Origin of the sequence: Microbacterium sp. RD1, assembly GCF_052220165.1 — a bacterium.
Lineage (GTDB): Bacteria > Actinomycetota > Actinomycetes > Actinomycetales > Microbacteriaceae > Microbacterium.
On record NZ_JBQPOL010000001.1, the window covers coordinates 145097 to 158357 of the forward strand.

13 protein-coding genes and 1 tRNA gene are annotated in these 13261 nt (G+C 71.0%); 2 read left to right on the top strand and 12 right to left on the bottom strand.

Translation table 11 applies throughout. The annotated features are described in order from the left end of the window. Nucleotides 1-336 precede the first annotated feature (336 nt). From ACTU3I_RS00670 to ACTU3I_RS00680, 3 genes are all read right to left on the bottom strand, one after another. Entirely contained in the window at nt 337-966 is a 630-nt protein-coding gene (locus ACTU3I_RS00670) for a hypothetical protein (RefSeq protein WP_442923671.1), read from the bottom strand. A gap of 33 nt (nt 967-999) precedes the next feature. Next, nucleotides 1000-2133 (bottom strand): DUF4232 domain-containing protein, encoded by a 1134-nt coding sequence (locus ACTU3I_RS00675; RefSeq protein WP_442923672.1) that lies wholly within the window; start codon nt 2131-2133, stop codon nt 1000-1002. 346 nt (nt 2134-2479) lie between these two features. Next, nucleotides 2480-2570 (bottom strand) — tRNA-Ser (locus ACTU3I_RS00680). Between the two features lie 113 nt (nt 2571-2683). Between ACTU3I_RS00680 and ACTU3I_RS00685 the strand changes: the two genes are divergently transcribed. After that, nucleotides 2684-3637, top strand: coding sequence for an L-lactate dehydrogenase (locus tag ACTU3I_RS00685; RefSeq protein WP_442923673.1), 954 nt, complete (start codon nt 2684-2686; stop codon nt 3635-3637). An 11-nt stretch (nt 3638-3648) separates the two neighbouring features. Here the strand turns inward: ACTU3I_RS00685 and ACTU3I_RS00690 are convergent, their stop codons facing one another. Genes ACTU3I_RS00690 through ACTU3I_RS00700 form a run of 3 tightly spaced genes read right to left on the bottom strand, consistent with a single transcriptional unit; the run spans nt 3649 to nt 6139 of the window. After that, nucleotides 3649-4269: a histidine phosphatase family protein gene (locus tag ACTU3I_RS00690; protein WP_442923675.1), complete on the bottom strand. Its 621-nt coding sequence runs from the start codon at nt 4267-4269 to the stop codon at nt 3649-3651. A gap of 5 nt (nt 4270-4274) precedes the next feature. Then, a complete protein-coding gene (locus ACTU3I_RS00695; protein ID WP_442923676.1) occupies nt 4275-5615 on the bottom strand; it encodes a hypothetical protein in 1341 nt (446 codons plus the stop codon). 59 nt (nt 5616-5674) lie between these two features. Next, the gene (locus ACTU3I_RS00700; RefSeq protein ID WP_442923677.1) at nt 5675-6139 is read right to left on the bottom strand and encodes an SRPBCC domain-containing protein; all 465 of its coding nucleotides are present in this window, start codon (nt 6137-6139) and stop codon (nt 5675-5677) included. 85 nt (nt 6140-6224) lie between these two features. Between ACTU3I_RS00700 and radA the strand changes: the two genes are divergently transcribed. Continuing rightward, nucleotides 6225-7595, top strand: a complete 1371-nt coding sequence (gene radA / locus ACTU3I_RS00705) for a DNA repair protein RadA (RefSeq protein WP_442923678.1) — start codon at nt 6225-6227, stop codon at nt 7593-7595. Nucleotides 7596-7790: 195 nt separating this feature from the next. On the opposite strand, the gene ACTU3I_RS00710 is transcribed toward radA, so the two are convergent. Genes ACTU3I_RS00710 through ACTU3I_RS00735 form a run of 6 tightly spaced genes read right to left on the bottom strand, consistent with a single transcriptional unit; the run spans nt 7791 to nt 13219 of the window. Beyond that, a complete protein-coding gene (locus tag ACTU3I_RS00710) occupies nt 7791-8198 on the bottom strand; it encodes a dehydrogenase (protein ID WP_442923679.1) in 408 nt (135 codons plus the stop codon). 25 nt (nt 8199-8223) lie between these two features. Then, nucleotides 8224-8940, bottom strand: coding sequence for a FadR/GntR family transcriptional regulator (locus tag ACTU3I_RS00715; protein WP_442923680.1), 717 nt, complete (start codon nt 8938-8940; stop codon nt 8224-8226). Nucleotides 8941-8957: 17 nt separating this feature from the next. Beyond that, a complete protein-coding gene (locus ACTU3I_RS00720) occupies nt 8958-9737 on the bottom strand; it encodes a 3-oxoacyl-ACP reductase (protein ID WP_442923681.1) in 780 nt (259 codons plus the stop codon). A 23-nt stretch (nt 9738-9760) separates the two neighbouring features. Continuing rightward, on the bottom strand, nt 9761-11122 hold the full coding sequence (locus tag ACTU3I_RS00725; protein WP_442923682.1) for an aldehyde dehydrogenase family protein: 1362 nt from the start codon (nt 11120-11122) through the stop codon (nt 9761-9763). Further along, nucleotides 11119-11883: a gamma-glutamyl-gamma-aminobutyrate hydrolase family protein gene (locus tag ACTU3I_RS00730; RefSeq protein WP_442923683.1), complete on the bottom strand. Its 765-nt coding sequence runs from the start codon at nt 11881-11883 to the stop codon at nt 11119-11121. Before ACTU3I_RS00730 ends, ACTU3I_RS00725 begins: the two co-directional genes overlap by 4 nt. Continuing rightward, a complete protein-coding gene (locus ACTU3I_RS00735) occupies nt 11864-13219 on the bottom strand; it encodes a glutamine synthetase family protein (protein WP_442923684.1) in 1356 nt (451 codons plus the stop codon). Before ACTU3I_RS00735 ends, ACTU3I_RS00730 begins: the two co-directional genes overlap by 20 nt. Nucleotides 13220-13261: the final 42 nt, after the last annotated feature.

Genomic DNA, 13261 nt, shown 5'->3' on the forward strand with positions numbered 1-13261 from the left:
ACTCCTTCGTACCGACGATGGGCGGCTCTTCCACGTTGCGGCATCATCCGATGTCGATGCACGCCGCGTACCGCTCATCGGACCTGTTCGAAGGTCGTGCTGGAAGCGATGAGCGCCGGTGCGCTCGTGCACCACACATCGCCTTCGGGACCACTCCCGCCTCGACTGACGGCGGCCTCGCATGTGGGACACCTCGGGGTGTCAAGCGCGAGGCTCGTAGACCGGTCGAGCCTCATCCCGCCGCGCGGATCTCCGACTCGGAACCGAGCGGCCAGCAGCGCGCTCGATGAGGTCCGACGCATCGCGCTTCCACTGTCGCCGACTGAGACGTGCCGATCAACCGCCCGGGCCGGTCGGGTCGATGGGGGCGCCGTCACCGTTCTCTGGCAGATCACCCCGTTCGACGGGCGTCGGAGCAGATGTCGGCGCGTCGGAGAGGAGCGCCGTCAGTTCCGCGTCCGACGGCACGTGAACGGCTTTCGCGGCCGCGAGGAGATCAGCGGCGTCTGCGCCCGTCCCGCTCACAAGGATGTAGGCGTCGCCGCGCACCGCAACGTATTCATGGAGTTCGCCGGCCGAGCGATGCCACACGCCGTCCTCGTCCTCGCAGGTCACCGGTGCGCCGTCCGCCCCTTCGACCGGGATGGTCTCGCATCGCTCCCGGTTGAGCTCCCCGCGATCGGTACGGATGGTCAACGTTGCGGCAGTGTCGTCGTTGAACCACGTCGCCGACATCCCGTCGCCGCCGCTCGGACCGACCGACTGGGGGGCAAGGTCGTATCCGTCCATCTGCGTCGTGTAGAGGAGCTCGGGTGCGACTCCGAGCCTGCTCGCGCTCTCGGCGATACGGGAGTGATCCGCCGCCGATGAACCGGCTGAACCGGTCATGCAGGCGGTCCCGGTCAGCGCCACGGCAAGGATCACGGCTGTGACGGCGGCGACACGGATGGACGGGAGTCGGCGCATGATCCGATCATCTCAATTTCCGCGAGGACCGGATCAGCCTGGGTTCGTCGGGTCGGCGTCAACGGTCCACGCGGTGACAACGACGGCCGAGCCCTCGACGATGTCCAACTCGATCGGCCACGACCCCCGCACCATTCCCGCGGTCTGGGCGGCCCACACGGTGTTCGTCACCAAGGCGCCGTGCGGCGACGCGGCATCCCACCCGAGGACGGCGACCGCGTAGCCTCCCGCCGGCACCTCGATACGCTGCGGACCGGGATCCTGAGCCATGAACGACCCGCCATGCTCCACCGTGACGTCGAGCAGGTGGCCGTTCTGGTCGCCGAAGGCGATGTCCGGGTAACCCTCGATGACACACGGTTGGTCCGAGAAGTTGAGCAGCTGGATCCGCATGCCGCGGTGTCCTGTCGCCGCGTCGGGCTCGCCCTTCAGCACGGTGGCTTTCTCGGGCGTGCACCACTGCGGGTCGTCGGGGATGACGCCGTCGGCCGTCTCGGGCACGGGCACGCCCGGCGCGTCCGGGTCGGGCAGCGCGCCAAAGCTGCTGGCGGAGTCGACTTCGCGCTGTGCGGCGTTCTCAGCCGCGATCGCCTCCTTTCGCGAGGCATCGGTGACGGCACCCGCGAAGATCACGCCCACGACGGCGACAGCCGCGACGGGCAGGAGCCAGACTGGCGTGCGCCCGCGCACCGGCTCGGCGTCTGAAACACGGGCGATCAACGCCGGGACCCAACCGGCCGCGAGTCCCCAGAGGGCCCCCGCAGCCGTCGCGACACCGAATCCGCTCGACAGCAAACCACGGGCGCCGTATGACACGATCCACGACCATCCGGCGCCGAGGTCGAAGGCGAGCCCCACGAGGGCGCTGGCGAGGACCAGTGCGAACCACGTCGCGACGACGGTCGCGCCCCGGCGCCACAACATGACGGCCAGGGCCAGGAAGACGACGCCCAGCACAACACCGCCGACTGCGGTCGCCGCGACGCCTCCGCCCCCGCTCTGGTAGACGGTCAGGGCCGTCGGCACGAGCTCCGGAACGAGGCTCGCCACCTGCGTCGCGCCGCTGGAGGATTGCAGGAGGGCGTCGCGGATACCGGCCGTGATGATCCAAAGACCGGCTGCGGTCGCAGCCGCCAGAAGCAGGCGAGGGACGAGGAAAGCACGCACGGTCCCCAATCCTCTCGCACACCGTTCCCGCGCACGCGGATCTGCCCGTATCGATGTGCAGTCGTGCATTCCCGGCGACGATCCACGAAAGGAAGTGATGATCCACGAACTCGAGGAGGGAAGACACCGCTGCGCAAGGACGCAAGACTCGAGAAGAGTGAGATTGCCACCGTAGGTAGCGGCGTGTCACATTTCCCGCTCACCGCAGGACCGCGCGATTCCGCGGTTCTGACACCTCAGTGACTGCGTGTGAGGCGTCTCGTGGGAGATGTTGGTCGAGATTCTTGGCCGGATCCTTACTCAACGCAGATAAGCGCCCGCGAAACAGGCGCTGATCTGGGAAAAGTGGCGGTGACGGTGGGATTTGAACCCACGGTAGGGGGTTACCCTACACAACTTTTCGAGAGTTGCACCTTCGGCCGCTCGGACACGTCACCGCCGAATAGCTTACGACACGCCGCATCCGGTCGCGAACCGGCTGCCTGCAGGGTTCCCTCGGCGTCGAGACACACCCGTGGTCCCTCCAGGGAGCCGCTGGGAGACTGGGCCCATGAGCGTGATCGAGAACTCCAAGCTGACGGTCGTGGGTGCCGGGAGCGTCGGATCGAGCGTCGCCTATGCCGCCCTCATCCGCGGCTCGGCCCGCCACGTCGCGCTCTATGACGTCGCCACGGCCAAGGTGGAGGCGGAGGTGCTCGACCTGGCGCACGGCACGCAGTTCACTGGCACGAGCGACATCACCGGCGGGAGCGACATCTCCGTCGCGGCCGGCTCGCACGTCGTCGTCATCACCGCCGGCGCGAAGCAGAACCCGGGCCAGACCCGCATCGAGCTCGCCGACACGAACGCCCGGATCATCCGCTCGATCATGCCCCAGCTTCTCGACGTCGCCCCCGACGCGATCTACGTCATCGTGACGAATCCGTGCGATGTCCTGACGGTGCTCGCCCAGGAGTCGACGAATCTTCCCCCGGAGCGGATCTTCGCGTCGGGAACGGTGCTCGACACCTCGCGGCTGCGCTGGCAGCTCGGTCGGCGAGCGGGGGTGTCGACGTCGAGCGTGCACGCCAACATCGTCGGCGAGCACGGCGACACCGAGTTTCCGCTGTGGTCGCGCGCCACCATCGGGACGGTACCCATCCTCGACTGGGAGTCGCCGGGGCATCCGCGGATGACGGTGTCCGAGCTCGATGCGATCGCCGACGAGGTGCGCGACGCCGCCTACGCGGTGATCCGCGGCAAAGGTGCCACGAACTACGCGATCGGGCTCTCCAGCGCGCGCATCGTGGAGGCGATCCTGCGGGACGAGCATGCGGTGATGCCGGTGTCGACGGTGCTGCACGATTTCCACGGCATCGACGGCGTGGCCCTGTCGGTACCCTCGCTCGTGAGCGCGTCGGGCGCGGTCCCGATCCGCGGCACCGTCTTCTCCGATGAGGAGCTGATGCTGCTGCGCCGCTCAGCCGACGCGCTTAGCACCGTCGCGGCGACCCTGCGCGGCTGAGCCGCTGTGCGCTAACGGCCGCGCACGTGGTTCCACTGCACGATGACCTCGACGCCGTGCTCGTAGCCGAGCTCGCTGACGGCCGACGTCTCGAGGACGAAGTAGCGGCCGCCCGCCGCCGTCAGACCGAGCCACACGCCCGCGAGCGCCCGCAGGAAATGAGCGTGCGAGAACAGCAGCACGTGCTCGCCGCGTGACACGCGGGGCCGGATGCTGTCGAGCAGCGACTGGGCGCGGGCAGTGACCTGTGCGATGCTCTCGCCGGGAGTCGCGCCCGCCGGTGCGCCGGCGTCCCAGATGGTCCACGGGCGGCCGAGCTGTGCGACGATCTGCGGCGTCGTCAGCCCTTCGTAGGCGCCGTAATCCCACTCCACGAGCCTTGCGTCCGTCGCCGCGTCCGGGTAACCGGCCCGACGGGCGGTCTCGACCGCGCGCCGCAGGGGGCTGGAGAGGACGAGGTCGAAGTCGCGCGGGGCCAGCAGGCTTCCCGCGAGTTCAGCCTTGTACGCACCCGTCTCGGTCAGGGGGATGTCGGTGAGCCCGGTGTGACGCCCACTCCGGCTCCACTCCGTCTCGCCGTGCCGCACGAGCACGATGCGCCCGTCTGGTTCCGCGTTCGCTCGATCGGCCACCCTCCCTATCCTGCCGCGCGAGCACCGGGAATCTCGGATGCCGCGGCTCCGGCGGGCCGGCGGAGCAGTTCACTGACCCACCACAGCAGCAGCACGACGACGCACACCAGCAGCACGTCACCGACGCCGAGCGGCCGCAGGAGGATCAGCCAGCCGAGCGCGGCGAGCGCGAGCGCCGCGCGCACGACGACCCGCCAGCGGTCGAGCCACGCCGCCAGCGATGGTGCGACATCGCGCGCGGCCAGCGCCACCCGTACGCCGCCGTTGAGGCGCCCGACGGCGGTGCGCGTGGCGACGGCGGCACGCGAGCGTCCCTGGCTCCAGGCGAGCACGGCGACCGCGACCCCGAGGACGAGCAGCACGAGCGCCGTCTGCCGCATCGACGCTCCCACCTGCTCGTAGATGACGGCCAGCGCGTCGGCGGGGATGCCGAGATCCCCGGACGCCAGCGTCAACGCGACCCCGCCCGCCGTCATCGCCGTGACGAGGACGCCGGCGCCGACGGCGAGCGCGATACCGGCGCCCAGGATCCCCGTCGAGCGACGGCGAGCCACCAGCACGCCCGCGATGAGGAGCACGACGGCGAGCACCGGCAGCCACGTCCCCGCCGCGACGGCGAGGCCGTAGACGACGCGGGCCGTGACGAGTGCGTCGCTCTGCAGCACCACGATCGTGCGGTCGACGGCGGGGATCGCCTCGGCGAACGCCCACCCCCGGTCGACGAGGCGCTCGCGGACCTCGGCGAGGATCGGCTCGAGTTCGAGCGCGACGACCCCGGACTCATCGACCGTAACGCCCCCGCCGGGGCTTGCGCCGGTCGCCGCCGTGACGAGGGCGCGATGGCTCACGCGCAGCGCCGCGCCCCACGCATCCGAGAAGACGTCGGATTCGATCACGGTCGCGACCGTGTCGTCGAGGAGGCTCCGCACGCCCGCCTCGGCGGGGGCGCGCAGCATCTCCAGGGCGGAGGTGGCAGTGGGCGGCAGGTCGAGCGCGGCGACGCCGTCGATGACGGCGTCAGTCATCGCTCCGACGTCGACGACCTCCTGGAGCGCCGCGGATGCCTCGTCGATGATGAGCGCCTGCACCTCGGGAGCATCGACAAGGGGTGCCAGGGTGGCGACGAACCGCTCGGGATCCACCAGCTCTGCCCGCGCCCACCCCGCGACCACGGATACCGGGACCAGAAGCGCCGCGAGCACGAGAAGCGCCGCCGACACCGGCGCGCGCCATCGGCCGGTCGCGGCTCGCGTCGGCCGGATGCCCGCAGCGAGCGCCCGATTCTCGGCCTCGAGCTGCGCCAGCCGGGCTCGCAGCATCCCCAGGTCGTCGTCGTCCTGGCTCATGATGGCCCCCGTCATCGCCCGCGGGCCGGCACGGTCCGCGTTCGAAACGATAGCGTCCGCTACGCGGCGGTGCCGTGTTCCACGGCGTGGGCGAGCTGCGCCAGCGAGGAGATCATCGCGCCGATGTGCACATCCTGGTCGATCCCGGCGGGCACGTCCGTCGCCTCGACGGCGACGAGCGTTCCGCCCTGCTCGGCGTCGAAGGTCCACGTCATCCGCATCGTCCCGGCGAAAGCCGGCTGCACGGAAGGGAAGTCGACCTCCTCCACGAGCAGGCGCGGCGGATCGACACGCACCCGCCGCACCACGCTGACGTCGCTGTCGACCGAGGCCTTGCCCCCGCCGTCCGGAGGATGGTCGTAGGTCAGCACCATCCGATACCCGCGCTCGGCGTCGAACTGCTCGAGGCGCCCGCTCATCCCCTCCGGCGGGATCCACGACACGAAGAGGTCGGGGTCGATGAACGCGCGGAAGACGCGCTCGGCATCGGCGCCGATATGCCGGGTCGCGTGATCGACTCGCATGCGCACACTTTAAGCGACGCCTCCTCGTTCCGATACGGCGATCCTCGGCGGCGCGATGTCGCCGGGCCCGCGTAGCCTGATCGTCATGGCCACCCGACGCCCCGCCGCCACCGCGCCCTACCGGTGCACCGAGTGCGGGTGGACGACGCTCAAGTGGGTCGGCCGGTGCGGGGAATGCCAGCAGTGGGGAACGGTCGTCGAGTCGTCGGAGCAGACCGGGATCTCCCGCGCGGTCGCGCCGGTGGCCCCGGGCGCTGCCCGCGCGGCGCGGCCCATCACCCAGATCGGAACGGCCGATGCGCCCCGTCGCACGAGCGGCGTCGGCGAGTTCGACCGCGTGCTCGGGGGCGGTATCGTGCCGGGCGCGGCGATCCTCCTCTCCGGCGAACCCGGGGTCGGCAAGTCCACGCTGCTCCTGGAGGTCGCGGCGCAGAGCGCACGGGCCGGGCGACGGGTGCTCTACGCCAGCGCCGAGGAGTCGACGGCCCAGGTGCGGCTGCGGGCCGAGCGCACCGGAGCTCTCCACGATGAGCTCTACCTGGCGGCCGAGACCGACCTGGCCACGATCCTCGGGCACATCGACGAGGTGGAGCCCGAGCTCCTCATCGTCGACTCGGTGCAGACGGTGTCGTCGGCGCTCAGCGACGGGGTGGCGGGGCATCCGAGCCAGGTGCGCGAGGTGGCCTCGACCCTCATCCGCATCGCGAAAGACCGCGGGCTCCCCGTCATCATCGTGGGGCACGTGACCAAAGACGGCTCCATCGCGGGTCCGCGCATCCTCGAGCACCTCGTCGACGTCGTGTGCCAGTTCGAAGGCGACCGGCAGACGTCGCTGCGGTTCGTCCGCGCGCTGAAGAACCGCTTCGGGCCCACCGATGAGGTCGGATGCTTCGACATGACCGGCGCCGGAATCGCCGAGGTGCCCGACCCCAGCGCGCTCTTCCTCGGGCACGGCGACCCGGAGCCCGGCACGTGCGTCACGATCGCACTCGAGGGGCGCCGCGCGCTCCCGGTCGAGATCCAGGCCCTGACCATCGCGACCAAGGCGCCGAATCCGCGCCGCATCGTCAACGGCGTCGATGCCGCCCGGGTCGCCATGGTGCTCGCGATCCTCGAGAGCCGCGCCCAGGTGAAGGTCTCGGAGATGGACGTGTACGTTTCGACGGTCGGCGGCGTGCGCCTGATCGAACCGGCTGCCGACCTCGCGATCGCGATCGCCGTCGCGAACGCCGTCGAGGGCCGGCGCATCTCGCACCGCACGGCGGCGGTCGGCGAGCTCACCCTGACCGGCGAGATCCGACCCGTCACGCAGTCATCGCAGCGCCTCTCCGAGGCCGCACGCCTGGGATACGACACGGTGCTCGACGCCCGGTCGAAGAAGGTCCGCGCGGCCCTCGACGATCTGGCCGCGCGCGGCGGCGCGCGTCGCCGCCGCGACGACGTTCCGGATTTCTGAGGCCGCCGGCCGGTTCAGCGGCGCCAGACCCCGCCCCGGCGGCGGCGCTGCTCGGTGAAGCCCAAGATCAGGGGAACGGCGATGCCCGCCGCACACACGACCAGAACGATCACGTACTCCATTCGCCAGAGTCTGCCACCGCGTCCCGCGATGCCGCGAATCCGCTCCGGCGCGCCGAAACCGGGCGATCCGCCCTCAGGCGTCGAGCGCGGCGAGGAGGTCGGCGGGAGAGGCCTGCATCGGATGCGGCCCCGCGATGTCGAAGAAGACCGTTGCGATGTCGTCCCGGTGAGCCGTGACGAACGTCCGCAGCCACGCCGGCGACTGCAGCGCGACATGGGGCGGAAGGGTCTCGGGCTTGAACGCGGCGTCGCTGAACAGCAGCAGTGCGAGATCCCCCGTGCTCGGGTCGCGATAGGTCCAGACCTCGCCGGCGTCGACGGGGTTGTCGCGATCGCCGGGGCGCATGAGCGGGACGACGGTGGGTCCGTGCCGTAGCGCGAAGGCGACGGCGGCCATGTCCTGGGTCTGCAGCGCGTCGCTCAGCGCGGTGTTGCGGAACTCCAGCTGCGCGCCGCTCTTGCGTCCCTTCTTCCCCGCCATCGTTCGAGCCTACCGAGCTCCGCCCTCAGCCCAGGAATCCGCGCAGCAGCGCCTCCGAGCCCGCCAGGTGCTCGAGCACGGCCGCGGATGCGGCATCCGCTCTCCCCGCGAGGATCGCCGTCACCATGCGTTCGTGCTGGGCGTCGGAGTGCTCGATGTTGCGCGGGAGCAGCGGGAAGGTGTCGAGCCACGCGTTGATCCGCGCGCGGTTGTCCACCGCGAGCGGCACGATCGAGGGGATCGCGGCCAGCTGCGCGATCGTGAGGTGAAGCACCGTATCGGCCCGGCGGTACTCCCCGGCGCCGGCGGCGGCCGCCTCCTCGAATCGTGCCCAGAGGGCATCCCGGTCGGACGGACCCAGAGCGCGCGAGGCTGCGGCCCGCGCCGCACCGGCCTCGAGGATCCGCCGCATCCCGAGGACGTCGTCGAGCTCCGCCGGCTCGACCGACGGCGGTGCGGTGGGGCGCGGGAGCGGATCGGCGATGAATGTGCCGCCGTACCGCCCGCGGCGTGCCTGCAGGTAGCCGGCACCGGCGAGCTCCCGGATGGCCTCGCGCACCGTGTCGCGGCTGACCCCGTAGAGCGCAGCCAGCTCGCGCTCCGGCGGCAGCGATTCGCCCGGGGCGAGCACGCCGAGCCGCACCGTCTGCACCAACCGGGCGACGGTGTCCTCCAGCGCGTTTCCCTGGCGCACCGGCCGGTACACGGCGCGGCGGACGTCGGTCAGCGGAGCGTCGGTCATCGCCTCACCCACGTCGATCACAACGGCGTCACATAGGCGTTCGTGATGCCGCCGTCGACGACGAACGCGGTCGCCGTGATGAACGACGCGTCGTCGGAGGCCAGGAACGCGACGGATGCGGCGAGCTCCTCGGGCTCGGCGAACCTGCCCATCGGCACGTGCACCAGACGCCGCTGCGCGCGCTCGGGGTCTTTGGCGAACAACTCCTGCAGGAGCGGCGTGTTCACCGGACCGGGACACAGCGCGTTGACGCGGATCCCCTGCCGGGCGAACTGCACACCGAGCTCGCGCGTGAGCGCGAGCACGCCGCCCTTCGAGGCCGTGTAGGAGATCTGCGAGGTGGCCGATCCCAGGAGCGCCACGAACGACGCGGTGTTGATGATGGAGCCGCGGCCCGCAGGAACCATGTGCCGCAGCGCGGCGCGCGAGCACAGGTAGACGCTCTTGAGGTTGACGTCCTGCACGCGGTCCCACGCGGGCAGCTCGGTCGTCTCGATCGAATCGTCGTCGGCCGGGGAGATCCCGGCGTTGTTGAAGGCGATGTCGACCGCCCCGAGGTCGCCGGCGACGCCGTCGAAGAGCAGATTCACGGATGCCTCGTCGGCGACGTCTACCGGCCGGAAGACTCCGTCGACCTCTGCGGCCGCGCGCTCCCCCGCCTCCGGATCGACGTCGGCGATCACCACGCGGGCGCCCTCGGCGGCGAAACGCCGGGCCGTCGCGAGCCCGATGCCGCTGGCACCGCCGGTGACGATCGCAACCCGATCCTGAAGGCGTTGCGTGAGGTCGACGGTCATGCGAGGGTCCTTCCGGGAGGCGGTCACGACGATTCTTCCGTGGCGTAGAAGACGTTCTTGGTCTCCGTGAAGTGCTCGGCCGCATCCGGGCCGAGCTCGCGACCGAGCCCCGACGCCTTCATGCCGCCGAACGGAGTCGAGTAACGCACCGAGGCGTGGGAGTTGACCGACAGCACGCCGCTGCGGACGCCGCGCGACACCCGCACCGCCCGCCCGAGGTTCTCCGTCCAGATGGAGCCGGCGAGCCCGTACACCGTGTCGTTGGCGAGTCGGATGGCATCGGCCTCGTCGTCGAAGGGCAGCACGGCCACGACGGGGCCGAACACCTCCTCGCGGGCGATGCGGTCTTGGGGGTCGGCGAACACGACGGTCGGGGCGAACCAGAAGCCGTCGCCGTCCGGCGCCGACCCGCGGAAGGCCACCCGCGCGCCCGCCACGAACGACGCGACGCTCTCGCGGTGCGCGGCGGAGATGAGCGGCCCCATCTCGGTGGATTCGTGCGCGGGGTCGCCCACCCGCCACGCGCGCACGGCAGGCTCGAGCAGCTCGAGAAACCGGTCGTAGGCCGAACGCTCGACGAGGATGCGGCTGCGGGCGCAGCAGTCCTGGCCGGCGTTGTCGAAGACGGCGCCGGGGGCGGCCGCGGCCGCCTTCTCGAGGTCGGCGTCGGCGAAGACGATGTTGGCGCTCTTGCCGCCGAGCTCGAGGGTCACGGGCTTCAGCATCCGTGCGCATCCGGCCGCGACGTCGATGCCGACCTCGGTCGAGCCGGTGAAGACGACCTTGCGCACGTCGGGGTGAGACACGAACCGTTGCCCGACGACCGAGCCCGACCCGGTGATCACCTGAAAAAGGCCGTCGGGAAGACCCGCCTCGGAGGCGAGCTCGCCCAGGCGGAGGGCGGTCAGGGGGGTCAGTTCGGCCGGCTTGAGCACGACGGCGTTGCCGGCCGCGAGCGCGGGGGCGAAGCCCCATGATGCGATCGTCATGGGGAAGTTCCACGGCACGATGATGCCGACCACGCCGTAGGGCTCATGGAAGGTCACGTCGATGCCCCCGGCGACCGGGATCTGCTGCCCCGACAGGCGCTCGGGCGCACCGGCGTAGAAGTTGAGCACCTGGGCCACGTGAGTGGCCTCCCAGCGGGCGGACGCGACGGGGTGCCCGGAGTTTCGCACCTCCAGAGCCGCCAGCTCGTCGACGTGCGCCTCGACGACGCGCGCGAAGGCCCGGAGCGCATCGGCCCGGGCAACGGGGGCGCGCGACGCCCAGTGGCGCTGCGCGTCGACGGCACGGGCGACGGCCGCGTCGACGTCGGCGGCGGATGCACGCGGCACCTCCTGGAAGGGGGTGCCCGTGCTCGGGTCGATGAGGGTGAAGCTCACGCCGGCACCGCCACGTCCCGCGACTGCGCGAATCGCGCCGCCGCCGCGACCAGTCCGAGGAAGAGCCTCCGGTCGGCGGAGTCCTGCTCCGGGTGCCATTGCACGGCGACGAGGTAGTCGTCATCCGGCAGCTCGAAGCCCTGCACGAGGCCGTCGTCGCTGCGCGCGGTGACCCGCAGTCCGTCGCCGAGCTCGTCCACGCCCTGGTGGTGGTAGCTGTGCACGCGCAACTCCCCCGCGCCGACGAGGCCGGCCAGACGCGTGCCGTCCGCGACGGTGACGACGTTCTCGGCGAACACGCCGCCGCCGAGACGGTAGCGCTCGGTACCGAGGGCCTCGGGGAGGTGCTGGTGCAGCGTGCCGCCGAAGGCCACGTTGATGAGCTGGAGTCCTCGGCAGATGCCGAAGAGCGGGATGCCGCGGGCTCGGGCGCCGCGCAGGAGCGCCAGCTCCCACGCATCGCGGTCGGGCCGTGGCGGGTCGGTCAGCGCATGGCGCTCGGCGCCGTACAGCTCCGGTTGCACGTCGATACCGCCGGTGAGGATGAGACCGTCGAGGCCGTCGAGCACGGCGGCGGCCGCCTCGTCCGCCCGCGGTTGAGGCGGCAGGAGAACGGCCGCTCCCCCCGACGCGGTGACCGCGTCGAAGTACTGCTGCGGGAGGAACGCGGCGCGCACCTCCCACACGCCCTGCGTCGCCTGCTCGAGGTAGGTGGTCAGGCCGATGACCGGCGTGCGCGCGTCAGAGCCGCTCGAAGCCACGGATCCGCTCCCAATCGGTCACGGCGGCGTCGTAGGCCTCGACCTCGATGCGCGCCTGGTTCAGGTAATGCTCGACGACCTCGTCGCCGAAGGCCTCGCGGGCGACCGCCGACTCGGCGAAGAGCTGCGCGGCCTCGCGCAGCGTGGTCGGAAGGTGCTCGACATCGGAGTCGTACGCGTTGCCGCTCAGCGGCGCCGGGAGGGGCAGCGCGTTCTGCACGCCGTAGAGGCCCCCGGCGATGATCGCCGAGATCGCGAGGTAGGGGTTCACATCGCCGCCGGGCACCCGGTTCTCTACCCGCAGCGACGAGCCGTGGCCGACCACGCGCAGCGCGCACGTGCGGTTGTCGATGCCCCACGCGACACCGGTCGGGGCGAACGAGCCCTTCGCGAACCGCTTGTAGGAATTGATCGTCGGTGCGTACAGCAGCGTGAAGTCGCGGAGCGTGGCCAGGATCCCGGCGATCCAGTGCTCCATGAACGGGCTGAAGCCGTGCGGCCCGTCCCCGGCCATCGTCGCGCTCCCGTCTTCGCCCCGTACCGAGAGATGGATGTGGCAGCTGTTTCCCTCGCGCTCGTTGAACTTCGCCATGAAGGTGAGCGACTTGCCGTGGCTGTCGGCGATCTCTTTGGCGCCGTTCTTGTAGATCGTGTGGTTGTCCGCGGTCTCCCGCGCCTCGGCGTAGCGGAAGGCGATCTCCTGCTGGCCGAGGTTGCACTCGCCCTTCACACCCTCGCAGTACATGCCCGCGCCCTCCATCCCGAGACGGATGTCGCGCAGCAGCGGCTCCAAGCGGGTGGTGGCAAGGAGGTTGTAGTCGACGTTGTAGTCCGTGGCGGCGGTGAGGCCGGCGTACTTCTTGGCCCAGGCGTCGCGGAAGGAGTCGTCGAAGACGAGGAACTCCAGCTCCGTCCCCGCATACGCGACGAGACCGCTGCCTGCGAGGCGCTCGCGTTGGGCGTTCAGGATGCTCCGCGGCGACGGCGCCACGGCGTCGCCCTCCTCCCAGCCGAGGTCGGCCAACACCAGCGCCGTACCCGGTTGCCACGGCAATCGGCGGAGAGTGGCGACATCCGGGCGCAGCACCATGTCGCCGTAGCCCTGCTCCCAGCCCGACATCGCATAGCCGTCGACGGTGTTGAGGTCGACGTCGACCGAGAGCAGGTAGTTGCAGGCCTCCGCCCCGTGGGGCAGCACCACATCGCGCCAGAACCGACCGCCCACGCGTTTGCCGACCAGACGCCCCTGGGCGTCGGGGAAGGCGACGATCACCGTGTCTATCTCGCCGGTCTCGATGGCTGCGTCCAACTCGGCCGTCGTGAGATTGCCCGCCATGGGTTTCCTTCCGTCGGTTCGCGCCGCTCCAACTGTAACGAG